The organism is Actinomycetota bacterium (genome assembly GCA_005888325.1).
Taxonomy (GTDB): domain Bacteria; phylum Actinomycetota; class Acidimicrobiia; order Acidimicrobiales; family AC-14; genus AC-14.
Genome location: VAWU01000027.1, coordinates 26577 through 47062 on the forward strand (window position 1 = coordinate 26577; position 20486 = coordinate 47062).

The following is a 20486-nucleotide window of genomic DNA, read 5'->3' on the forward strand; positions in this document are numbered from 1 at the left end:
TCCGCCGGATGAGCGGCTGGAACTTCGCGGACGTGTGGGAGACGATCGCCGACACGTTGCCCGACGCGCCGGCGCTCGTGCACGGCGACTGCCGGCTCTCGTGGTCGGAGCTCGACCACCGGGCCGACGGTGTGGCCCGCGCGCTGATCGCGGCGGGCACCGCCCACCAGGACAAGGTCGCGCAGTACCTCTACAACGCCAACGAGTACGTCGAGTCGGTGTTCGCCTGCTTCAAGGCCGGCCTCGTACCGGTGAATACGAACTACCGCTACACCGAGGACGAGCTCGCCTACCTCTGGGACAACTCCGACACCGTCGCGGTGATGTTCCACGGCGCGTTCGCCGATCGCGTGGCGTCGGTTCGCGATCGCGTGCCGAACGTGCGGCTCTGGCTGTGGGTCGACGACGGCTCCGGGCCCTGCCCCGCGTGGGCCACGCCCTATGAGGCCGCCGCAGTCGAACGTACAGCCGCCGCGAATGGCGCGCATGCGGTCGCGCCGTGGGGGCGCTCCGGCGACGACATCTACATGCTGTACACGGGCGGGACGACGGGAATGCCCAAGGGCGTCATGTGGCGCCAGCACGACCTGTACCGGCTGCTGAGCGATTCGACCATGCACGACCCCGACGAGCCCGACCTCGACGCGGTGCGCAACCGGCTCACCCGGCCCGGCCCGATCACGCTCCCCGCATGCCCGCTGATGCACGGCACGGGCGCCTTCTCGTCGTTCGGCATCCTCAGCCTGGGTGGCTCGGTGGTCACGCTCACCAACCGTCGCTTCGACATCACGGAACTGCTCGACACCATCGAGCGCGAGGGTGTGAACAGCATCGCCATCGTGGGCGACGCGTTCGCCAAGCCGATGCTCGACGCGCTCGACGCCAACCCGGATCGGTGGGACCTCTCCAGCCTCTACATCGTGCTCTCGTCGGGCGTGATGTGGAGCGAGGCGACGAAGCAGGGACTGCTCCGGCATCGCCCCTCGATGATGCTCGTCGACGTGTTCTCGTCCTCCGAGGCCCTCGGCATGGGGCAGTCGATCTCCGGAGGGACGAGCGCCACCGCCACGGCCAGGTTCGTGCTCGGCACGCGCTCCCGCGTGCTCACCGACGACGGCCGCGACGTGCAGCCCGGCTCCGGTGAGACCGGCATGGTCGCCCTGCGGGGCCTCGGGCCGGTCGGCTACTACAAGGACGCGGAGAAGACAGCGCGCACGTTCCGCGTCATCGACGGCGAGCGCTACTCGATCCCGGGCGACTACGCGACCGTTGAGGCCGACGGCACGCTCCGCGTGCTCGGCCGCGGCTCCGTGTGCATCAACACGGGTGGGGAGAAGGTCTATCCGGAGGAGGTCGAGGAGGTCCTCAAGGAGCACCCGACCGTGCGCGACGCGGTCGTCGTCGGCATTCCCGACGATCGCTTCGGCGAGGTGGTGTGCGCGTGGGTCGAGCCCGTGGGCGACGCCCTCGACCGCGGCGGCGTCGACGAGGACTCGCTGATCGTCCACGCCAAGAGCCGTCTCGCGGGCTACAAGGCGCCGCGTCACGTGCTCCTGACCACGTCCATCGGCCGCAGCCCCGCGGGCAAGGTCGACTACGCGCGGCTCAAGCGTGAGGCGGCTGCGGCGGTCACCGCGTCGTGACTCGCGACCGCGGGCCCGTGCCTGCAGCATGAACGGGGCGCAGGAGCTCGGCGGTGTGGAGGCGCGCCCGGCCCTCCCCATGGGACCGGTCCTCGATGTCGCCGGTGCCCGCGTCCTCGTCGGCACGTGCTCGTGGGCCGACGCGACCCTCGTCAAGGAGACGACCTGGTACCCGCGCAAGTCGATGAAGGCGGCCGAGCGTCTCGCCTACTACGCGGCGCGCTACCCCATCGTCGAGGTCGACAGCACCTACTACTTCCCGCCGACCCCCGAGCTGGCGGGCGGCTGGGTCGAGCGCACGCCTGCCGACTTCACGATGAACGTCAAGGCATGGTCCCTGCTCACCGGCCACCCCACGTTCCCCCAGTCGCTCTGGCCCGACCTCCAGAGCGAGGTCCGGCCCGAGCTCCGCGACCGTCGCACGCTGTACGCCAACCACCTTTCGGTCGACGCGGTCGACGAGGCGTGGGACCGCTTCCGCCACGCGCTGATGCCCTTGCACTCCGCCGGCAAGCTCGGCGCGGTGCTCCTTCAGTGGCCGCGCTGGTTCGGGCCCAAGGAGACGCACCGGGCGGAGATCCTCGACGCCCAGCGGAAGCTGCCCGACTACCGGCTCTGCATCGAGTTCCGCCGCGGCGCCTGGCTCGCGCCCGACGAGTGCGAGTCGACCCTCGAGTTCCTCGAGGAGCACGACCTGTCGTTCGTCTGCGTCGACGAGCCCCAGGGCTTCGACTCGTCGGTGCCTCCCGTCGTGGCGGCGACTTCCGACCTCGCCGTCGTCCGCTTCCACGGCCGCAACACCGAGACGTGGGAGGCCCGGGTCGCGAGTGCCGCCGAGCGCTTCCGCTACCGGTACCAGGAGCGCGAGCTCCTCGAGTGGGTGCCCAAGCTGCGTGCGCTCGCCGGCTCGGCCCGCGAGGTGCACGTCCTCATGAACAACTGTTGGCGCGACGACGCCGTCGTCAACGCGGCCGAGCTGCTCGGCCTCCTGGGCGACGACGACTGATCGCGGGCGACGTCACGCTTCCGGGCCGTCGCCCGCGCTGCTGCTCACGACCGACGCGTGGTGCACGACCATCCGCCACCCGTGCTGAGGTTGGCGGACGAAGACGTTGACCGCGGCCACGGTGGTGCCGGTCTGCACGTCGAGGATGTTCTCGTCGACACACACCCAGCCCACCTCACCTGCCACCTCCGCCCGCTCCTCCGTGAGGATGAACTGCAGCTCCTGGCCGTTCTGGAACAACGCGAAGAACGAGGCCGCCACCTGCGCCCATCCCCGCAGCGCGGCCCAACCGGGGTGAGTGCACGTGGCCCGGTCGGAGTGCTCCCAGACCTGTGACATCGCGTCGAGATCGCGTGCCTCGAACGCGTCGTAGAACGCCCGGTTGACCGCCCTGACCTCGTCATCGTCACCCATCGGTGCGGCGCAGGGTAGTGCGGAGCGGGGTTTGCTTCAGTCCTCGCCGCGCACTGCCGACACTGATGGCATGTTCCAGGCCCTCCGATCGGCGCGCCCGCCGATCGATCGTGCGCTCGACGCGCTCCCGCCTGAGTTCCACGCCATGGCCTCGGGACAGGATCGGATCGTGGTCGGGCCCACGGGCGCCTTCGCCCTGACCCCGCCCGACCCCGACGTCGAGACCGCCGCCCGCCGCGTGACCAGGACCGCGAGCGACATCCGCAAGTACGTGGCCGCCGCCCTGTCGTGGGCGCCGTTCGTCGACGCGCTCGTCGTGGTGGACGGTGCAGGCGGGCGGGTCGAGAGCGTGGGCCTCGTGCCCAGCCGGATGCTGGCCCGCATGATCACCGACGGACCCTGCCTGCTCGACGACCAGCTGGTCGATCGCATCATGGCCGAGGTCGACCGGCACGCCACCGCGATCGTCAAACGCTAACGTCGGCGGGTGCCCCGCTTCCCCTCGACCGACGGGGTGGAGGTGGCCGCGTACGACCTGGGTGGCGACGGACCACCCCTGCTCCTTGCTCACGCCACCGGGTTCCACGCGCACGTCTTCGTGCCCCTGGCCGCCCGGCTGGCCGACCGATTCCACTGCTTCGCCTTCGACGAGCGCGGCCACGGTGAGACATCGGTGCCCGAGGGCCTGGACTACGACTGGCACGGGTTCGCGGACGACGCGCTCGCGGCGGCGCGCGGCCTCGAGCTCGACCATCCCTTCGCGCTCGGCCACTCCGCGGGTGGCGCCGCCCTGCTGATGGCGGAGGCGGCCGACTCGGGGCGCTTCCGCGCGCTCTACTGCTACGAGGCCGTCGTCATGCCCGTCGACCCGCCCATCGGCCCCCGCGAGAACCCCCTCAGCGAGGGCGCGCGGCGCCGGCGGGCCGTGTTCGCGTCACGCGCCGAGGCCTACGCCAACTACGCAGCCAAGCCGCCGTTCGCCGCGCTCGCGCCCGAGGCACTGCGCGCGTACGTCGACTTCGGGTTCGCCGATCAGCCCGACGGCACGGTGCGGCTCCGCTGCCGGCCCGAGGTCGAGGCCGAGATCTACCGCATGGGCTCGGCCCACGACGCGTTCTCCCGCTTCGGCGACGTGCGCTGCCCCGTCGTGGTGGCGTGCGGCGAACACACCGACGCCTTCACTCCCCCCCTCGTGGCCCGGCAGGCCGACGCCCTCCCCCACGGCCGCATGGAGGTGGTGCCCGGGCTGGGCCACTTCGGTCCGCTCGAGGCCCCGGACGCGGTGGCCGGGTCGGTGCTGCGGGCCTTCGCCCTCGCCTGATCGCCACCGAGCGCGGGGTCTCTGTGGCCCTTCGAGTCCGCAACGCCGTCACACCCCCGCTGTATCGTCGCCGGTGATGGCCCTCCAGCTCCCCACCTCGCTCTCGCCGTCGAAGGTGGCGTCGTTCAAGGACTGTGGGCTCGCGTTCAAGTTCGCCGCCATCGATCGTCTGCCCGAGCCGCCTTCGCCGTGGTCCACCAAGGGCACACTCGTCCACCGTGCCCTCGAGCTGCTGTTCTGCGAGCCGCCGGAGCAGCGCTCGCTCGAGGTCGCGATCGCCGGGCTCGCCCGGGCCCACGACGAGCTGCGCGACCATCCCGACCTCGCCGACCTCGCGCTCGAGCCCGACGACGAGGTGGCCTTCTTCGCCGATGCCGAGCAGCTCGTGCGGCGCTACTTCGACCTCGAGGACCCCACCCGCGTCCGGCCCATCGGGCTCGAGCTCAAGCTCGAGGCGAACGTCGGCGCGCTCACGCTCCGCGGCATCATCGACCGGCTCGAGCTCGACGACGACGGTGAGCTAGTCGTCACCGACTACAAGACGGGCAAGGTGCCGGGCGAGACCTTCGAGCAGAGCCGGCTCGGCGGCGTCCATTTCTACGCGTTCCTCTGCAAGCAGGTGTTCGGCAAGCTCCCGGCGCGCATCCAGCTCCTCTACCTGAGCGAGCCGGTGGCGATCATCGCCCAGCCGTCCGAGCAGTCCGTCCGGGGGCTGCGTCAACGCACGTCCGCCATCTGGAGCGCGATCGAGCGGGCGTGCGAGCACGACGACTTCCGGCCGCGGCCGTCGCGCCTGTGCGACTGGTGCTCGTTCCGCGACTACTGCCCGGCGTGGGGCGGCGACCCGGCCCTGGCCCGCGAGCTCGTCCACAGCGCCTGACCGCGGAAGCGGCCGTGCGCGCGATCTCGAGACGGGCCCTGCGGAGCGTCGCCGGCTTCGATGCACGCGTCGACCGCGCGTTCGACCGCGTTCGCGGCAACCCCACGTCCGACCGGCTTTTCTACGGCGCGTCAGAGCTCGGCGACTTCAGCCTCGTGTGGCTCATCATCGGCGCCACCCGCGGTCTGCGCTCCGAGCGCGACTGGCACGCGGCGGTGCGGGTCGGCGGGGGCCTGGCGATCGAGTCGGTGCTCGTCAACGGGCTCATCAAGTCGTTCTTCCGCCGCACGCGACCGCCGTGGGAGCCCGAACGCACGACCCGCCTGCGCCGGCCCCGCACGAGCAGCTTCCCGAGCGGACACGCCACCTCGGCGTTCAGCGCCGCCGGCCTGCTCGCCGAGGACGACGTCCTCTGGCCGCTCTACTACGCCATCGCGATCATCGTGGCGTCGTCCCGCGTCTACGTGAAGGTGCACCACGCGTCCGACGTGCTCGTCGGGGCGGCGATCGGGATCGCCCTCGGGCGCATTGGCCGTAAGCTCGTGCCACTGCCGCCCGCGCCCCGCATCGTGGCCGAGCCGGAATCGCACCCGCCCGGAAGGGGTTGGACCCACCAATGACGAGAACCGAAGTGGAACGAGGATGGTGCAGCGATGAGTAGCGGGCTGGAGTTCTCGGTCAACTGGGACTACCGCTGCCCGTTCGCTCGCAACGCCCACGAGCACCTCATCGCCGGCCTCGAGGCAGGAGCCGACTGGCACGTCACCTATGTGTCGTTCTCGCTGAACCAAGCGCACGTCGAGGAGGGCCAGCCCGACGTCTGGGACGACCCGACGAAGGCGCCGTCGCTGCTGGCCATGCAGGTCGGCATCGCGGTGCGCGACTCGTGGCCCCACGCCTTCCACCGCGTGCACCTCGCGCTCTTCACCGCCCGGCACGACGAGAGTCGCGACATCCGCGAGGAGGCCGTGCTGCGCGAGATCTTGGTGGAGCAGGGGCTCGACGCCGACGCAGTATTCGCCGAGCTCGCCACCGGCACCCCGCTCGAGACCTTCCGCAAGGAGCACGAGCGCAGCGTCGCCGACCATCGCGTCTTCGGCGTGCCCACCTTCATCGCCAACGACGAGGCGGTGTTCATCCGCTTCATGCACCGTCCTCAGGGCGACGCCGCAGTCGCCACCCGCACCATCGAGCGCGCCGTCGACCTGGTCGCGGGTTGGCCCGACCTCAACGAGTTCAAGCACACCTCCATCTCGCGCTGATCGGGCCCGGCGCTAGCCTGCCGGCCATGGCGGAAGCACCGACACATCCCGAGGGCCGCATGACCGACGCGGAAGCGCTCATGTGGACGGTCGAGAAGGATCCCTCGCTCCGCGCCTCGTTCCTCAACATCACCCTGTTCGACCGGCCGCCCGACTTCGACCGCCTGCGCCGGCGCATGGGTCGCGCCGTCCAGCTGATCCCCCGGCTGCGCAAGCACGTGGTGTCGCCGCCGGCACGGGTGGCGCCGCCTCAGTGGGTCGACGACCCGCATTTCGACATCGACTACCACCTCCGCCGCATCGCGGTGCCGTCACCAGGCGACGACCGCCAGCTGCTCGACCTGGCCGCCACGCTCTACGAGGACGCGTTCGACCGGGCCCGGCCGCTGTGGGTGTACCACGTCGTCGAGGGCCTGTCCGACGGTCGGGCCGCGCTCCTCGCCAAGATGCACCACACGATCACCGACGGTGTCGGCGGCCTGCGGTTGTCGATGCAGTTCATCGACGTGGCCGCCGATGCCCCCGACCCCGACGAGCTCGAGGTCGCGGAGGCGGACGGCGACGACGGGTCGAGCGACGAGGAGAGCCTGCTGAGCTCGGCGGCCCAGGCCGCGGGCAATCGTGTGCGCCGCAACCTGGGAATCGCCCGCCGCACGGTCGAGGGCCTGGCGGGAGCGGTCGGTCATCCCTCGCAGGTGCCCGGCATGGCCACCGAATCGGTCGAGATGGCCCGCTCGCTGCTGCGCCAGCTGGCGGTGGTGGAGCGCTCGCGCTCACCACTGTGGACGGGGAAACGGTCGCTCGGCCGCCACTTCGAGGCGATCAGCCTCGATCTCGACGGCCTGAAGGCCACGGCCAAGGCTCTCGGCGGCACGGTCAACGACGCGTACGTCACCGGCATCGCCGGTGCCGCGGGGGCCTACCACCGGCAACAGGGGGTCCAGGTGGGCGACCTGCGCATGTCGATGCCGGTCAACATGCGTGCCGACCGGTCCGCGGGTGGCAACGCGTTCAGCCCAGCACGCGTGCTCGTGCCCGCGGGCATCGAGGATCCGGTCGAGCGCTTCAACGAGGTGCACGCCCGTCTCGCCACCACCAAGTCGGAGCGAGCGCTGGGCGTCGCCGAGACCCTGGCCGGCGTGCTCAACGGTCTCCCCACCGCGCTCGTCGTTCGTCTGGCGCGCCAGCAGGTCGAGACGGTCGACTTCGCCACGTCGAACCTGCGCGGCGCCAACTTCGACCTCTACGTCGCGGGCGCCCACATCCTCGCCAACCACCCGATGGGCCCGACAGCCGGCACCGCGTTCAACGCGACGGTGCTGGGCTACAAGGACAGCCTCGACCTCGGTCTCAACGTCGACACCGCAGCCGTCGACGAGCCGGCGCGTCTCGGCGCCTGCATCGAGGAGGCGTTCACGGAGCTGGTGAAGGCCGGCCGCTAGTTGGGGCTCGGCGCCTCGACGTTGCCGTCGAGCTCGAGCGCGGCGAGAAGTGAACGCACGTCGAGAAGAACGTCGCTGACCTCGGACGACGACACCAGCTCGCGCGTGTGCAGTTGTCCCAGGCTCTGGTCGATGATCGCCAGCGCTTCGACGATCGCTTCGTTCTCGACGATTTCGCTCATGACTTCCCTCTGACCCCTTGGCTTTCTAACCCGCAACCCAACTGCATTTGTTCCTGCCGACCGCCTGCCCGCCCTCTCTACCGTAGCGAGCGGGGTGGCAAACAGGGTGTCGGATAGCGTGCCACGATGCCAACCCCGCCCCTGGGCGTGACGTTCGCCTCCGTGCAGGCACTCGGGCCCGCGACCGCGCTCGAGGTCGCCAGGCGGGCGGAGGCCATGGGCTACGGCTCCTTCTGGACGGCCGAGGTGACCGGGCCTGAGGCCTTTGCGACCCTCGGCGCGGTGTCCGCCGCCGCCCCCGGGCTCGACGTGGGCACGGGGGTGCTCGCCCTCCAGCTCCGCACCCCGCCCCTGCTCGCGATGGCGGGCGCCACCCTCCAGGCGCTGGCGCCCGACCGCCAGGTGCTCCTCGGCATCGGGATCTCGTCACCCGTCGTGGCCGCGCGCTGGCACAGCGCGGGCTACGGGGCGCGGCCGCTGGCCCAGGTGCGCGAGTTCGTCACGGTGCTGCGAGCGTGCCTGTCGGGCGAGAAGGTCGACTTCACCGGCGACTTCTACCAGGTGCAGGGCTTCCGTCTGGGCGTGCGTCTCGGCGAGCGCCGTCCGGCCGTGGTCATCGGCGCGCTCAACGAGGGAATGCTGCGCCTGGCGGGCGAGATCGCCGACGGCGTGCTGCTGAACTACCTGCCGGCATCACACGTGCCCTGGTCGGTGGAGCAGGTGCGAAAGGGCGGCGACGCGCGCATCTACTCCTATGTCCATGTAGGTGTCTGCGAGCGCGCCGATGGCGTCGATGCCGCTCGCCGCGACCTGTTCGGGTATGCGGTGGTCGACGCCTATGCCCGGAACTTCGGGCGGGCCGGCTACGGGGACGCGGTCGCCGAAGTCCGCAGGCGTCACGCCGCAGGCGACCGGGCGGGTGCGCTCGCCGCGGTCTCCGACGAGATGATCGACGGCATCGACGTGATGGGCGAGGCCGGCCACGTCCACGACACGGTGCGCGCCTACGCGGACAACGGGGTCGACGTGCCGATCGTGTTCCCCCTGCCGTGGGGACCCGACCGGATGGCGGTCATCGACGCCACCCTCCGCGCCGCGGCCGGGAGCCACGACGAGAAATCGACGTCCACCGGGGGAGGGCGGTGCGAATGAGCAACGTGGCCCGGCCCGCGGAGAGCAGCCGATCATGGGAGATCGACCTTCGCGCCCGTCTGATCGCGGGCGACGACACGGGTCTGAGCGAGCTCTACGACCAGTACGCATCGTTCGTCTACGGCCTCGCCCGCCGGGTGGCGGGCAGCGAGACCGCGGCCGAGGACGTGACCCAGGACGTGTTCGTGAGCGTCTGGGAGCGTCCCGAGGCCTTCGACCCCGAGCGCGGCTCGATGCGGTCGTTCATCGGCACGCTCGCCCATCGGCGGGCGGTCGACTGGGTGCGCCGGGAGGAGTCGCGCCGCCGGCGGGCGGAGGCCGCAGGCCGGGAGCCGGGCCTGCCGCCCGACGTCGAGGAGGCTGCGACCGCGTTGATCATGGCCGAGCGGGTCCGGGTCGCGGTCGACTCGCTGCCCGACGACCAGCGGGTAGCCGTGCAGCTCGCCTACTTCGGGGGGCGCACGTACCGGCAGGTGGCGGACGACCTCGGCCTGGCGGAGGGCACGGCGAAGGCGCGCTTGCGGGTGGGGCTGCGCCGGCTGGCTCGCGAGCTCGAACACGAAGGGATCCGGGAATGGGCATGACCCTCGAGCACGACGAGGTCAGCCAGCTCCTCGGCGCGTACGCCCTCGACTCCTGCACGTCGAGCGAGGCGGCCGCCATCGAGGACCACGGGAAGACCTGCCCGGCGTGTGCCGCTGAGATCTCCCGTCTCCGGGACGCGGCCGGGTGGTTGGCCGTGGCGACGGGACGCGAGCCACCCGCGCCGCTCCGCACCCGCGTACTCGACGCGGCGCGGGCGCGCCGCGCGCCGAGCGCGGTGAGCGTCGTCACCTATGAGACCCAGCTCGCTCGCATGACCGAGCTGTTGGAGGCGCTCGACGACGATGGCTGGCACGCGCCGACGGCCGACGGCCGCACTGCGCACGATCTCGTGGTCCATCTGGCCGCCATCGAAAGCCTGCTCGCGGCGCGCCTCGGCCTCGACGACGATCCCCTGGCCGGTGAGCCCGACCTCGACGCGCGAACCGCGGCCCTGCTCGAGCGGCACCGCGACGCCGGCCCGGCGCGCGCCCTCGCCGCGTGGCGGCACTACACCGACGCGGTGCGCCGGTACGCGCGCCTCGACCAGACCGACCTGCATCGGCGAGTCGAATGGGTGGGGGTGGCGATGCCCCTCGACCGGGTCCTGGTCAACCGGGCCTTCGAGACCTGGATCCACGCCGACGACATCCGTGGCGCCGTCCAGCTCGCCATGCGGCCCCCTCCGGCCGCGCAGATGGCGCTCGTGGCCGAGCTGGCCGTGCGCTCGCTCCCGGCCGCCGCCCGCGCCACAGGGGTCGACCTCGGATCGCGCACGGTGCGACTCGTGCTCACCGGCGACGGCGGTGGCGACTGGCTGCTGCGGGCCCGACCCGACGTGCCGGAGTCCTCGCCCGCGGTCGTGCTGACCGCCGACGTGCTCGACTTCTGCCTCCTCGCCGCCGGGCGTCTGGCGCCGACGCAGGTCGCGCACACCGTCGAAGGTGACGCCGACCTCGCCTCCGAGCTGCTCTTCGCCGCGCCCGCCTTCGCAGCCGCGTGATCGCGGCCCGACCACTACGGTCGGCGCATGGAGCTCAACGACAAGCTGGTCGTGGTCACCGGCGGAGCAAGCGGCATCGGACGCGCCCTGTGCAAGCGCTTCGCGCGTGAGGGTGCGCGGGGCGTCGTGGTGGCCGATCTCGACGGGGCGGGCGCGGCAACCGTGGCCGATGCGATCTCGGCCGGCGGCGGCACCGCGCTGGCCGTGTCCACCGATGTGGCCGTCGAAGCCGACGTGGTCGCCCTGGTCGACAAGGCGACCGACACCTTCGGGCCCATCGACCTGTTCTGCGCCAACGCGGGCATCGCCATCAGCGGCAGCGTCGACGCGCCGGACGAGGCGTGGCAGCGCATCTGGGAGATCAACGTCATGGCCCACGTCTACTCGGCCCGGGCGGTGCTTCCCGCCATGGTCGCGCGCGGCGAGGGCTACCTCCTCCACACCGCGTCGGCCGCGGGTCTGCTGACGAACCTCGGGGCCGCGCCGTACGCGGTCACGAAGCACGGCGCGGTCGCCCTGGCCGAGTGGCTCGCGATCACCTACGGCGATGCAGGCATCAAGGTCTCGTGCCTGTGCCCGCAAGGCGTGCGCACCAACATGCTCCTCGGCGCGGGCCCCGAAGGCGACGCGTTGCTGGCGGCGACCGCCATCGAGCCCGAAGCTGTCGCCGACGCAGTGGTCGCCGGCCTGGCCGCGGAGCGCTTCCTCATCCTCCCGCACCCCGAGGTGGCCGAGTACCTGCGGCGCAAGGCCGGCGACTACGACCGCTGGCTGGCGGGCATGCGCCGGCTGCAGGCCTCCGTGCTGGGGCCGCCCCAGCCGCTCAGCCGGTGACGCTGAGGCTACGGCGGCGGCAGGTAGCGCTCGGGATCGACGGGCTGGTTGGCGATGCGCACCTCGAAGTGGAGGTGCGAGCCCGTGCACGAGCCGGTGCAGCCCATCGCCCCGACGACGTCGCCTGACGCGACCTGCCGACCGACTCCCACCGAGACGCGCGACAGGTGGGCGTAGAGCGTGGTCAGACCGTTCGGGTGGCCGATGACGACGAGCGTGCCGTACCCGCCGTAGCCACTGGGTGCCCGTCCCGCGACCAGCACGATGCCCGCGAACGCGGCGCGGATCGGGTCGCCGGTCTCGCCGTCGATGTCGATGCCGGTGTGGAGATGACCGGGCCGCCGCTCGTGGAACGGGCCGGTGACGGGCCCCACCGCCGGTCGGGTCGCCGCGGTCGCGGACACCACGTTGGACGCCGCCGCCGCCGCCCACGCCTGAGCCGTCGGTGGCGCGGGCCGGGCGGACCGTGGCAGGAAGCTGAACACACTCGCCAACCCCCGGGGCGGGCGCTCGACGACCCCGCCCGGTGCGGTGGCGGGCAGGAGCAGGGCGGACCGGAGGGAGAGGAGGCCGGCCAGCGAGAGGAACACGACGGCGGCGGGGAAGCCGCGCCCCGGAGGGCGTGCCCGAACGATGTGAACTCGGTCACGCTACCCGCCAAATCTCACGGAGCGCAAGCCGACGACAACGCTGAGCGTTCGCCGGCCCCTCCCTCAGCGCCGACCCGGGTGCCTCACCCGTCGGCGCGGGGGCTGAGATCGCGCAGCGCCTGGCGGGCGTCCTCGGCCCGCCCGCTGAGCGGGAGGATGGCGAGGGCCGGGGTGGTCACGCCCCTCTCGACGTAGCGACCCACGTGGGCCCGGCACGCCGCCGGCGAGCCGTGCACGATCAGGTCGTCGACCACCTGGTCGGGGATCGACGCGACCGCCGCCTTGCGGTCGCCCGCCTTCCACTGGTCCCACATCGGCCGGAGGGCGTCGCCGCGCCCGAGCCACTCGTGAAAGGCGGCGTAGACGGGCACGTTCAGGTACGCCGCGATCGCGAAGCGGCCCATGGCCCGCACCGCGTCGGTGTCGTCGGACGGGCACACGAAGATCCGCGCCACGATCTCCTTCCCGGCTCCGACGTGGGGCGCCACCGTGCGCACGTCGTCGGCCGAGAGCCAGTTGATGATCGCGCCGTCGCCCTCGCGGCCGGCCAGTCGCAGCATCCCCGGCCGCAGGGCGGCGACGAGGATGGGCGGCACGGCGGCCGGGTCGAGCTTGCGGCCCAGCCGGAAGCCCTTCACCGTGAACGTGTCGTAGCGCGCGTCGACCTTCTCGCCCGTGAGCGCGGCGCGCAGGAAGCGCACCATGTCGCGCGTGCGCTTGTAGGGCTCGTCGAAGGGGATGCCGTTCCAGCGTTCGACGATGACGTCGGACGACGTGCCGATGCCGAAGGCGAACCGGCCCGGGGCCGCCTCGGCCATGCTCGCCACGCTCATCGCCATGAGCCCGGGACCGCGGGTGAACGCGGGGACGATGGCGCATCCGAGGCGCAGTGAGGGTGTCCAGGCCGCGGCCAGCGCGAGCGGCGTGAACGCGTCCGTGCCTCCGGCCTCGCTCGACCAGAGATCGGTGTAGCCGAGGTCGGCCGCCTCCGCGTACCACTCCCGCTGCTCGGGGAGGGGGACGTGGTCGAACGGGATCGTGACGCCGTGACGACTCAACTCGGGTGCTCCTTCCACCGCCGGACGATGGCGGACTGGCTGGCCGTGGCGAGGAGGCTGCCATCTTCGGCCCACATGTGCACCAGGCCGTGGCCGAAGCCGTGGGCTACGGCGTGGATCCGTACGTCGAGGAGCAGCCATTCCGTCGGGACGCGGCGCGCGACCCGGATGGTGTTGTCGAGGCTGTTGCCCCCCGCCCGCTCACCGAGCGCCTGGCTGATGCCGAACGGCACGAGGTCGCCGAGGACCGCGAGCGTGGTGATCGAATGGTCGAGACCCGGGATGCGGGCCCAGAGGGCGCTGCGGCCGTCGCCCGGTGCGCCCGGCAGCTCGTCGAGATCGCGCGCGTTCGCCCGTCGCATCTCCAGCCGGTCGAACAACGTGCCCCGCTGCCGGTCGCGTGCGGTGCGCAACGGTGACACCTCGGGTGACGGCACCTCCGGGCGGACGGCCCACTGACCCGCCATGGTGTCGGCGCGGGTGCCCAGCGCGGCGTTGACCGTGAAGATCTCGTCGTCGTCGACCCGCCCGACCGCGCGCGCCTGGCTCGTCTGACGGCCGGTCACCATCGCCACCACCTCGATCTCGACGACCGCCGGCGGCCGGGCGAACGACAGGTACTGCGCGGTGGCCCAGACGGTGGGACGGCCCGTGCTGCGCTCCATGGCTTCGACGGCCGCGGCCAGGCCGCAGCCGCCGAAGAGCGCGCCCATGCCGCTGAGCACGCCGAGGCTCACGGGAAGGCGCCAGCGGTTGGGATCGTCGGTCGGCTCGAGCCCGAGGAACTCGAGGCCGTTCACACCGGCCCGCTCATCGGTCGTCGCGTGCGGGCAGAGACATCGGAGCACTCTAAGCGGCACGCCCGAAACGAGGCGCACTAGCTTGCCGCCATGTCCGATCAACCCTGGCTCGGCGACGCCTGCTCGCTCGTCGACGCGTTCCGCGCCGGCGAGCTGTCCCCACTCGAGGCACTCGACGCGTCGCTCGGGGCCATCGAGCGCTCACAGCTCAACGCCTTCTGCCACGTCGACCCCGAGCGGTCGCGCGCGTGGGCGCAGGCCGCCGACGTCTCGCTTCCGTTCGGCGGCGTCGCCATCGGAGTCAAGGAGATCGACGGTGGCGTTGCGGGATGGCCCGACACGCACGCGTCGCTCGTGTTCAAGGACCAGCTGTCGACGCGCGACTCGACCCAGGTGAGCCGGCTCCTGGCCGCGGGTGCGGTCCCGGCCGGCCTCACCAACTCGAGCGAGTTCGGCGGCATCAACTGCACGCACACGCGGCTGCACGGAACCACGCGCAACCCGTGGAACCCCGCCCGCACGCCCGGCGGCTCGACTGGTGGCGGCGCGTCGAGTGTCGCGGGCGGCCTCGTCACCTTGAGCACCGGAGGCGACGGTGGCGGCTCCATCCGCATCCCCGCGGGCCTCTGCGGGCTCCTCGGCCTGAAGCACACCTTCGGCCGCATCCCGCGCGGCCCGTTCACCGAGATCGGCGCGCTCACCGTCACGATCGGGTGCGTCAGCCGGTCGGTGCGGGACACCGCCCGCTGGCTCGACGTGTGCAACGGCCAGGACGCGCACGACCCCTTGAGCCTCCCGCGTGTCGACGGCTGGGAAGCGGGGCTCGGGACGCTCGACCTGAAGGGCCGACGCGTTGCCATCGTCCCGACGCTGGGCGCCGCCATCCTCCACCCCGAGGTCGAGCGCACGGTGCGCGCCGCGTCCGAGGCGCTGGCCGCGGACGCCGGGCTGCGAGTCGTCGACGTCGACGTGCGCCTGCCCGAGCTCAGCTTCGAGTGGGCGCTCGCGGGCCTCGTCGGTCTGCGCCATCTGCTCGGCGACCTCTACCCGGCCTGCGAGGACGACCTCACGCCCGAGATCCGGTTCGGCCTCAACGTCGCAACCACCGTGTTCAACCTCGAGGCGGCGGCGCGGGTGGAGGGCCAGCGGAAGCAGTTCAACGAGACGATGGCCGCCATCTTCGAGCAGGTCGACTTCGTGATGGCCTCGACGAACCCCGACGTGGCCTTCGTGGCCGAGGGCCCCCTCCCCACCACCATCGGCGACGTCGATCTGGCGAGGGAGCACGGGCTCGAGCGCGCGCTGGGCAACCAGGGTGCGCTCACCATCCCCTCCAACATCCACGGCAACCCCGCGGTCTCCATCCCCGCAGGCACGTTCGACGGACTGCCGGTCGGGCTCCAGGTGCTCGGTCGGCACCACGAGGAGGCGCTCCTGCTCGACCTCGCGCTGATCGCCGAGCGCGAGCGGCCCTGGCCGTTGGTGGCTCCCGGCGCTCCCTGCTGAACGCAGGCGCGCTCCGCCTGGCCGGGTCGAACACCCGTTCGCTCGTTGTCACACCCTTCTGCCAGAATGGGGCCATGGCAGATCAGCTCCACCTCATCGAACCGGACGACCCCGAATGGCGGCTCGACGAACGCACGCGTGACACCGGTCGCAAGGGCGTCGAGGCCGCCCGCCAGGCCCTGCGCGACGCCGCCTCGGCCGCGCCGCCCGTGGCGGCCTGAGACCGCCGCCTAGGCTGGCTCGCATGCCCGACGTGGTCATCGTCGAAGCCGCCCGCAGCCCCATCGGGCGGCGAGGTGGAGGGCTCTCCACCCTCCACCCCGCGGACCTGCTCGGTGCCGTGCAGCAGGCCGTCGTCGAGCGGTCGGGCATCGACCCCGCCGAGGTCGACCAGATCGTGGGCGGCTGCGTCACCCAGGTCGGCGAGCAGACGTTCAACATCGCACGCACGGCGTGGCTCGCGGCCGGGTTGCCGCTCACGGTCGCCGCCACCACCGTCGACAGCCAGTGCGGCTCGTCGCAGCAGGCCACCAACCTCGGGGCGGCACTCATCGCCTCCGGCGCGGCCGACGTCGTCATCTCCTGCGGCGTCGAGTCGATGAGCCGGATCCCGCTCGGGTCGAGCGTGAAGGCCGGTCCCGGCCGGCCCTTCCCCAAGTCCTATTTCCCGCAGTACGAGCCCACCTCGCAGTTCGAGGGGGCCGAGCGCATCGCCGACAAGTGGGGCATCGGTCGCGACGAGTGCGACGCCTTCGGCCTGCAGTCCCAGCAACGGGCGGGCCGGGCCTGGCGCGAGGGCCGGTTCGAGCGCGAGGTCGTCGCGATCACGGCGCCGGTGCTCGACGACGAGGGCAAGCCCACGGGCGAGACCTACGTCGTCGACCGCGACGAGGGCCTGCGCGAGACGTCGCTCGAGAAGCTGGCGGCGCTCAAGCCCGTGGCCCGCGACGACGGCGTCCACACCGCGGGCACGTCCTCGCAGATCTCCGACGGCGCCGCGGCCGTGCTCATGATGTCGGCCGAGCGGGCGGCTGCTCTCGGCGTCACCCCCCGCGCCCGGATCGCGGGCCAGTGCCTCGTCGGCGTCGACCCCGTGCTCATGCTCACCGGCCCCATCGATGCGACCCACAAGCTGCTGGCGCGGTCGGGCATCTCGATGGCCGAGATCGACACCGTCGAGATCAACGAGGCGTTCGCGTCGGTGGTGCTGGCGTGGCAGCGCGAGCTCGCCCCCGACCCGGAGACCGTCAACCCCAACGGCGGGGCCATCGCTCTCGGTCATCCCGTCGGCTGCACCGGTGCCCGGCTGATCACGAGCGCCCTGCACGAGCTCGAGCGCATCGACGCCGGGTTCGGGCTCGTCACCATGTGCTGCGGCGGCGGGCTCGGCACGGGCACCATCCTCGAACGCGTCTGAGCGTTCCCCGAACGCGGCCCCCGCCGCCTCCGTGAGCCGACGAAAGGAGCAACCGATGCCGCGCGCTTCGACACTGCCGCGCGCCTTCGCCGTCGGGATCGTCCTCGCCCTGTGCTCCACCGCGTGCGGCGGCGGTGGGGGCGCGTCGACGCCGGCGGCGCCCGGCACGGCCACCGTGGCACGCGTCGTCGACGGCGACACGATCCGGGTCCGCATCAAGGGCCGCGAAGAGCGGGTCCGGCTGGTGGGCATCGACACGCCCGAGTCGGTGAAGCCGGGCACACCGGTGCAGTGCTTCGCGCTCGCGGCGTCGGCGCGCACCAAGGCGCTGCTGCCGAAGGGCAGCGCGGTCCGGCTCGTCCGCGACGTCGAGGAGCGCGACCGCTACGGGCGCCTGCTCGCCTACGTGTACCGCGCCCGCGACGATCTCTTCGTCAACCTCGCGCTCGTGCGCGAGGGCTACGCCGTGGTGCTCACGGTGCCGCCCAACGTCGCCCACACCGGCGAGTTCGTGGCCGCGGCGGGCGACGCGCGCGAGCACGGTCGCGGCCTCTGGAGCCGGTGCGAGGCGGGCGCGGTCCCCGATGGGTGAGAGGTACCGTCTTCACCGTGACGTCTCTCGCCGAACGCCTCGGCCACCCGCCCGACGCCCGGCTGCTGATCGTCAACTGCGACGACCTGGGTTCGAGTCACGCGGCCAACGTCGGTGTCTACGAGGCCCTCCGTGACGGCGTCGCCACCAGCGCGACCCTCATGGTCCCCTGCCCGTGGGCACGCGAGGCGGCCTCGCGCTATCGCGGCGAGGACGTGGGGGTGCACCTCACGCTCAACGCCGAGTACGACCTCTACCGCTGGGGGCCGATCACCCACGCGCCCTCGCTGCTCGACGGCGACGGCGGCTTCCCTCGCACGATCGACGACGTGTGGGACCACGCGGACATCGACGAGGTGCGGCGCGAGTGCCGCGCCCAGATCGAGCGCGCCATCTACTGGGGTTTCGACGTCAGCCACATCGATTCGCACATGGGCACGCTCCAGCTGCGGCCGGAGTTCTTCGACGTCTACCTCGAGCTGGCGGTCGACTTCGGGCTGCCCCTGCGTCTCAGCGGCGGGTCGACCGAACGGCTGGTCGGCTTCCCGTTCCGCCGCCTCGCGGGCGACGAGGGCGTCGTGTTCCCCGACCACTTCCTCCACGTGCGGGGCGTCGGCTCCCGCCGGGCCATCGAGCGGGCACTCGGCGAGCTGCGCCCGGGCGTGACCGAGGTCTACGTGCACCCGGCGATCGACACCGCCGAGCTCCGGTCGCTCGCACCCGACTGGGCCGGGCGGGTCGACGACCACGACCTCGTCACCGGCCACACGCCGCTGCGGGCGCTGGCCGAGCGGGCCGGCGTCGGGTTCGTTGGCTGGCGCGAGCTGCGCGAGCTGCAGCGCTCGCTCAACTGAGCTCACCGCTGTAGAGCGGCTTGGTCGGCTGCGCGGCGCCGCCGCGCACCTCGTTGCTGATGGCGAACCCCGCCGGATCGCCGGCCGCCGTGAACGCCACGATCCCCGGGTCGGGCCCGAGCACGCCCGCCGAGATCGGCTTGCCGTCGACGAGCGCCCACAGCTGGTAGGTGCGATCGGACCGCAGGGGCGCGAGGCGGTCCTTCACCAGGAAGCCGGTGCCGTCGGGCCGGAGCACGACCTCGGCGCCCTGGGCGCCGCTCGCGGACACCAGGTTGACCGTGCGTGACCGGGGGTCCTGCTGGGCCTGGACGACGACCCGCTCGATCCCGTTCTGCGCCTCGAGCCGATCGACCTGGTTGCCGAGGTCGACGACCTTCACCCCGAAGAAGACCGCGACGACCGCCGCCACCGCGGCCACCGCCGCCGCAGCCCGCACGCTGATCGAGCGGCGCGCCGGCAGCGCCACCACCGGTGCGAGGTCGAGGGGCGGGGGTGCCTCCTCCAATGCCCCGGAGATGCGGTCCCAGAGACCCTCCGGCGCGGTGTACCCGTTGTGGGCCAGGAAGGCCGCCACCTCCCGGAACTCGGCCACCTCGGCGCGACACCGCGGGCACTCCATGAGGTGGAGCTCGACCAGCTCGCGCTCGTCGGGCTCGACCGCATCGAGCGCGAAGGCGCCGGTGAGCGCCCGGAGCTCCTCGTGGCTCAGCTCTCGGTCCATGCCCCACTCACTCCCGCGTCCGAGAGCTGATCCCGCATCCGCCGGAGGCCCGATCGGATGCGGCTCTTCACCGTGCCCTCCGGCTGGTCGAGCATCACGGCGACCTGTCGGTACGTGTGACCGCCGAAGTAGGCGAGCTCGATGGCGCGTCGCTCGTCGATCGGGAGCGTCGCCATGACCTCGTTCACCTGATCGGCCATCGAGAGGTCCATGACCTCGCGCTCGATGTCGTAGCCGGACTCGGCCGTCTGGCGGGCGTCACGTTCTTCGCGGCGCCGGCGCGACGTCTCCGCGCGCAGCACGTCGACCGATCGCCCGTGCGTCTGGGCGAGCAGGAAGGCCCGCAGCGACCCACGCTCGGGATCGAACTTCTCGGGCTGGTTCCACAGCCGTAGGAACACCTCCTGGACGACCTCCTCGGCCATGCCCGGGTCGATCAACAGCCGACGGGAGAGCGCGAAGACCGCGCCCGCGTGACGCCGGTACGCCTCGGCCAGCGCGTCCTGCCGCCAGCGCCCGATGGCGACGACGACCGCGGCATCGCTCGCCTGCCGAAGGGAGTCAGCCATCACGACACTCTGGTGTTCGTTGCCGATGGCCCCCGCGGATGCACCCACCACCGGAGGTGCCACGAGCCGGTGCCGCGGTGGCAAAAGCGGCTCGCGCGCCAGCCGGCGGCGTAGCGTCGTGGGCCCGGGTGCCACCCGACGTTCCTCGGATCGCTGGAGGTTTTCCATGCTCGCCGCCGGTCGCCGGCCGTTGGGCCTCGTCCTGGTCGTGGTCGTCGCCGTCGCCTTGGGGTCGTGCGGCACGAGCGAGGACCACCGCGACGCCGGGGCGATCACGATGCAGGAGTTCGCCTTCAACCCCAGCCCGTTCCTCGCCACGGTCGGCCAATCCATACGGGTCGTGAACCTCGACGGCGTCGTGCACACCCTCACGGCCGACGATGGCTCCGTCGCCACCAGGCGTATCGCGAGCGGGGGAACCGACACCATCACCGTCACCCGACCGGGTGTGACCGCCTACCACTGCGCCATCCACGACTTCATGCGCGGCCGCATCCGCATCAAGAAGCAGACCCGTAGCAAGTGAACCAAGCACCCACCATCGAAGAGGAGAAGAGGAGCAGCCTGTGAGTGTCGACGAACGTGCCCTCGGCGC

General features: G+C 72.2%; 24 protein-coding genes. 17 read left to right on the forward strand and 7 right to left on the reverse strand.

Annotated features, from left to right (window positions below):
• The first annotated feature begins 8 nt into the window (after nt 1-8).
• Entirely contained in the window at nt 9-1643 is a 1635-nt protein-coding gene (locus E6G06_10600; protein TML91187.1) for an acyl-CoA synthetase, read from the forward strand.
• Nucleotides 1644-1722: 79 nt separating this feature from the next.
• Nucleotides 1723-2649 carry a DUF72 domain-containing protein gene (locus E6G06_10605; GenBank protein ID TML91236.1) on the forward strand — a complete coding sequence of 309 codons (927 nt, stop codon included), beginning with the start codon at nt 1723-1725 and terminating at the stop codon, nt 2647-2649.
• Between the two features lie 12 nt (nt 2650-2661).
• Here E6G06_10605 and E6G06_10610 read toward each other — a convergent pair whose 3' ends face one another.
• The gene (locus E6G06_10610) at nt 2662-3063 is read right to left on the reverse strand and encodes a DUF4440 domain-containing protein (protein TML91188.1); all 402 of its coding nucleotides are present in this window, start codon (nt 3061-3063) and stop codon (nt 2662-2664) included.
• A gap of 70 nt (nt 3064-3133) precedes the next feature.
• Here E6G06_10610 and E6G06_10615 point away from each other — a divergent pair, with 70 nt between their 5' ends.
• From E6G06_10615 to E6G06_10640, 6 genes are all read left to right on the forward strand, one after another.
• A complete protein-coding gene (locus E6G06_10615; GenBank protein ID TML91189.1) occupies nt 3134-3541 on the forward strand; it encodes a hypothetical protein in 408 nt (135 codons plus the stop codon).
• Nucleotides 3542-3550: 9 nt separating this feature from the next.
• Nucleotides 3551-4384 (forward strand): alpha/beta hydrolase, encoded by an 834-nt coding sequence (locus tag E6G06_10620; GenBank protein ID TML91190.1) that lies wholly within the window; start codon nt 3551-3553, stop codon nt 4382-4384.
• A 76-nt stretch (nt 4385-4460) separates the two neighbouring features.
• Nucleotides 4461-5264 carry a PD-(D/E)XK nuclease family protein gene (locus E6G06_10625; protein ID TML91191.1) on the forward strand — a complete coding sequence of 268 codons (804 nt, stop codon included), beginning with the start codon at nt 4461-4463 and terminating at the stop codon, nt 5262-5264.
• The gene (locus E6G06_10630) at nt 5120-5884 is read left to right on the forward strand and encodes a phosphatase PAP2 family protein (protein ID TML91192.1); all 765 of its coding nucleotides are present in this window, start codon (nt 5120-5122) and stop codon (nt 5882-5884) included. Before E6G06_10625 ends, E6G06_10630 begins: the two co-directional genes overlap by 145 nt.
• A 33-nt stretch (nt 5885-5917) precedes the next feature.
• Entirely contained in the window at nt 5918-6526 is a 609-nt protein-coding gene (locus E6G06_10635) for a DsbA family protein (protein ID TML91193.1), read from the forward strand.
• A gap of 26 nt (nt 6527-6552) precedes the next feature.
• Complete coding sequence (locus E6G06_10640; GenBank protein ID TML91194.1) at nt 6553-7968, forward strand: wax ester/triacylglycerol synthase family O-acyltransferase; 1416 nt, start codon at nt 6553-6555, stop codon at nt 7966-7968.
• Here the strand turns inward: E6G06_10640 and E6G06_10645 are convergent.
• Nucleotides 7965-8150 (reverse strand): hypothetical protein, encoded by a 186-nt coding sequence (locus tag E6G06_10645; protein ID TML91195.1) that lies wholly within the window; start codon nt 8148-8150, stop codon nt 7965-7967. The genes E6G06_10640 and E6G06_10645 overlap by 4 nt on opposite strands.
• A gap of 126 nt (nt 8151-8276) precedes the next feature.
• Between E6G06_10645 and E6G06_10650 the strand changes: the two genes are divergently transcribed.
• From E6G06_10650 to E6G06_10665, 4 genes are read left to right on the forward strand one after another with little or no spacing between them, the layout of a single operon-like run.
• Complete coding sequence (locus E6G06_10650) at nt 8277-9302, forward strand: LLM class flavin-dependent oxidoreductase (GenBank protein TML91196.1); 1026 nt, start codon at nt 8277-8279, stop codon at nt 9300-9302.
• Nucleotides 9299-9886, forward strand: coding sequence for a sigma-70 family RNA polymerase sigma factor (locus E6G06_10655; protein TML91197.1), 588 nt, complete (start codon nt 9299-9301; stop codon nt 9884-9886). The genes E6G06_10650 and E6G06_10655 overlap by 4 nt, the downstream gene beginning before the upstream one ends.
• A complete protein-coding gene (locus E6G06_10660) occupies nt 9877-10887 on the forward strand; it encodes a maleylpyruvate isomerase family mycothiol-dependent enzyme (protein TML91198.1) in 1011 nt (336 codons plus the stop codon). Before E6G06_10655 ends, E6G06_10660 begins: the two co-directional genes overlap by 10 nt.
• Nucleotides 10888-10914: 27 nt before the next feature.
• Nucleotides 10915-11721 (forward strand): SDR family oxidoreductase, encoded by an 807-nt coding sequence (locus tag E6G06_10665; protein TML91199.1) that lies wholly within the window; start codon nt 10915-10917, stop codon nt 11719-11721.
• An 8-nt stretch (nt 11722-11729) separates the two neighbouring features.
• Here the strand turns inward: E6G06_10665 and E6G06_10670 are convergent, their stop codons facing one another.
• The 3 genes from E6G06_10670 to E6G06_10680 all read right to left on the reverse strand — a co-directional run bounded on the left by E6G06_10670 (nt 11730) and on the right by E6G06_10680 (nt 14142).
• Nucleotides 11730-12356, reverse strand: a complete 627-nt coding sequence (locus E6G06_10670) for a M23 family metallopeptidase (protein TML91200.1) — start codon at nt 12354-12356, stop codon at nt 11730-11732.
• A 98-nt stretch (nt 12357-12454) separates the two neighbouring features.
• Nucleotides 12455-13570: an LLM class F420-dependent oxidoreductase gene (locus E6G06_10675; protein ID TML91201.1), complete on the reverse strand. Its 1116-nt coding sequence runs from the start codon at nt 13568-13570 to the stop codon at nt 12455-12457.
• The gene (locus tag E6G06_10680) at nt 13426-14142 is read right to left on the reverse strand and encodes a thioesterase family protein (protein ID TML91237.1); all 717 of its coding nucleotides are present in this window, start codon (nt 14140-14142) and stop codon (nt 13426-13428) included. The genes E6G06_10675 and E6G06_10680 overlap by 145 nt, the downstream gene beginning before the upstream one ends.
• Before the next feature lie 177 nt (nt 14143-14319).
• Here E6G06_10680 and E6G06_10685 point away from each other — a divergent pair, with 177 nt between their 5' ends.
• From E6G06_10685 to E6G06_10700, 4 genes are all read left to right on the forward strand, one after another.
• Entirely contained in the window at nt 14320-15735 is a 1416-nt protein-coding gene (locus E6G06_10685; GenBank protein ID TML91202.1) for an amidase, read from the forward strand.
• A gap of 244 nt (nt 15736-15979) precedes the next feature.
• The gene (locus E6G06_10690) at nt 15980-17152 is read left to right on the forward strand and encodes a steroid 3-ketoacyl-CoA thiolase (protein ID TML91203.1); all 1173 of its coding nucleotides are present in this window, start codon (nt 15980-15982) and stop codon (nt 17150-17152) included.
• Between the two features lie 55 nt (nt 17153-17207).
• Complete coding sequence (locus E6G06_10695) at nt 17208-17744, forward strand: thermonuclease family protein (GenBank protein ID TML91204.1); 537 nt, start codon at nt 17208-17210, stop codon at nt 17742-17744.
• A complete protein-coding gene (locus tag E6G06_10700) occupies nt 17444-18598 on the forward strand; it encodes a ChbG/HpnK family deacetylase (GenBank protein TML91205.1) in 1155 nt (384 codons plus the stop codon). Before E6G06_10695 ends, E6G06_10700 begins: the two co-directional genes overlap by 301 nt.
• Here E6G06_10700 and E6G06_10705 read toward each other — a convergent pair.
• Both E6G06_10705 and E6G06_10710 read right to left on the reverse strand, forming a co-directional pair.
• Nucleotides 18591-19322, reverse strand: a complete 732-nt coding sequence (locus E6G06_10705) for a hypothetical protein (protein ID TML91206.1) — start codon at nt 19320-19322, stop codon at nt 18591-18593. The genes E6G06_10700 and E6G06_10705 overlap by 8 nt on opposite strands.
• Nucleotides 19307-20224 carry a sigma-70 family RNA polymerase sigma factor gene (locus E6G06_10710; GenBank protein ID TML91207.1) on the reverse strand — a complete coding sequence of 306 codons (918 nt, stop codon included), beginning with the start codon at nt 20222-20224 and terminating at the stop codon, nt 19307-19309. Before E6G06_10710 ends, E6G06_10705 begins: the two co-directional genes overlap by 16 nt.
• Between E6G06_10710 and E6G06_10715 the strand changes: the two genes are divergently transcribed.
• Nucleotides 19842-20417: a hypothetical protein gene (locus E6G06_10715; GenBank protein TML91238.1), complete on the forward strand. Its 576-nt coding sequence runs from the start codon at nt 19842-19844 to the stop codon at nt 20415-20417. The genes E6G06_10710 and E6G06_10715 overlap by 383 nt on opposite strands.
• Nucleotides 20418-20486 lie beyond the last annotated feature (69 nt).

What these genes read in the sequence shown, in the direction of transcription:
- E6G06_10600 (TML91187.1), top strand. Translation starts at nt 9, where the DNA reads ATGAGCGGCTGGAACTTCGCGGACGTGTGGGAGACGATCGCCGACACG.
- E6G06_10605 (TML91236.1), top strand. Translation starts at nt 1,723, where the DNA reads ATGGGACCGGTCCTCGATGTCGCCGGTGCCCGCGTCCTCGTCGGCACG.
- E6G06_10610 (TML91188.1), bottom strand. Translation starts at nt 3,063, where the DNA reads ATGGGTGACGATGACGAGGTCAGGGCGGTCAACCGGGCGTTCTACGAC.
- E6G06_10615 (TML91189.1), top strand. Translation starts at nt 3,134, where the DNA reads ATGTTCCAGGCCCTCCGATCGGCGCGCCCGCCGATCGATCGTGCGCTC.
- E6G06_10625 (TML91191.1), top strand. Translation starts at nt 4,461, where the DNA reads ATGGCCCTCCAGCTCCCCACCTCGCTCTCGCCGTCGAAGGTGGCGTCG.
- E6G06_10635 (TML91193.1), top strand. Translation starts at nt 5,918, where the DNA reads ATGAGTAGCGGGCTGGAGTTCTCGGTCAACTGGGACTACCGCTGCCCG.
- E6G06_10640 (TML91194.1), top strand. Translation starts at nt 6,553, where the DNA reads ATGGCGGAAGCACCGACACATCCCGAGGGCCGCATGACCGACGCGGAA.
- E6G06_10645 (TML91195.1), bottom strand. Translation starts at nt 8,150, where the DNA reads ATGAGCGAAATCGTCGAGAACGAAGCGATCGTCGAAGCGCTGGCGATC.
- E6G06_10650 (TML91196.1), top strand. Translation starts at nt 8,277, where the DNA reads ATGCCAACCCCGCCCCTGGGCGTGACGTTCGCCTCCGTGCAGGCACTC.
- E6G06_10655 (TML91197.1), top strand. Translation starts at nt 9,299, where the DNA reads ATGAGCAACGTGGCCCGGCCCGCGGAGAGCAGCCGATCATGGGAGATC.
- E6G06_10660 (TML91198.1), top strand. Translation starts at nt 9,877, where the DNA reads ATGGGCATGACCCTCGAGCACGACGAGGTCAGCCAGCTCCTCGGCGCG.
- E6G06_10665 (TML91199.1), top strand. Translation starts at nt 10,915, where the DNA reads ATGGAGCTCAACGACAAGCTGGTCGTGGTCACCGGCGGAGCAAGCGGC.
- E6G06_10675 (TML91201.1), bottom strand. Translation starts at nt 13,570, where the DNA reads ATGGCTGCTCCTCGACGTACGGATCCACGCCGTAGCCCACGGCTTCGG.
- E6G06_10680 (TML91237.1), bottom strand. Translation starts at nt 14,142, where the DNA reads ATGGGCGCGCTCTTCGGCGGCTGCGGCCTGGCCGCGGCCGTCGAAGCC.
- E6G06_10685 (TML91202.1), top strand. Translation starts at nt 14,320, where the DNA reads ATGTCCGATCAACCCTGGCTCGGCGACGCCTGCTCGCTCGTCGACGCG.
- E6G06_10690 (TML91203.1), top strand. Translation starts at nt 15,980, where the DNA reads ATGCCCGACGTGGTCATCGTCGAAGCCGCCCGCAGCCCCATCGGGCGG.
- E6G06_10695 (TML91204.1), top strand. Translation starts at nt 17,208, where the DNA reads ATGCCGCGCGCTTCGACACTGCCGCGCGCCTTCGCCGTCGGGATCGTC.
- E6G06_10705 (TML91206.1), bottom strand. Translation starts at nt 19,322, where the DNA reads ATGGACCGAGAGCTGAGCCACGAGGAGCTCCGGGCGCTCACCGGCGCC.
- E6G06_10715 (TML91238.1), top strand. Translation starts at nt 19,842, where the DNA reads ATGGCGACGACGACCGCGGCATCGCTCGCCTGCCGAAGGGAGTCAGCC.
- E6G06_10710 (TML91207.1), bottom strand. Translation starts at nt 20,224, where the DNA reads ATGGATTGGCCGACCGTGGCGAGGAACGGGCTGGGGTTGAAGGCGAAC.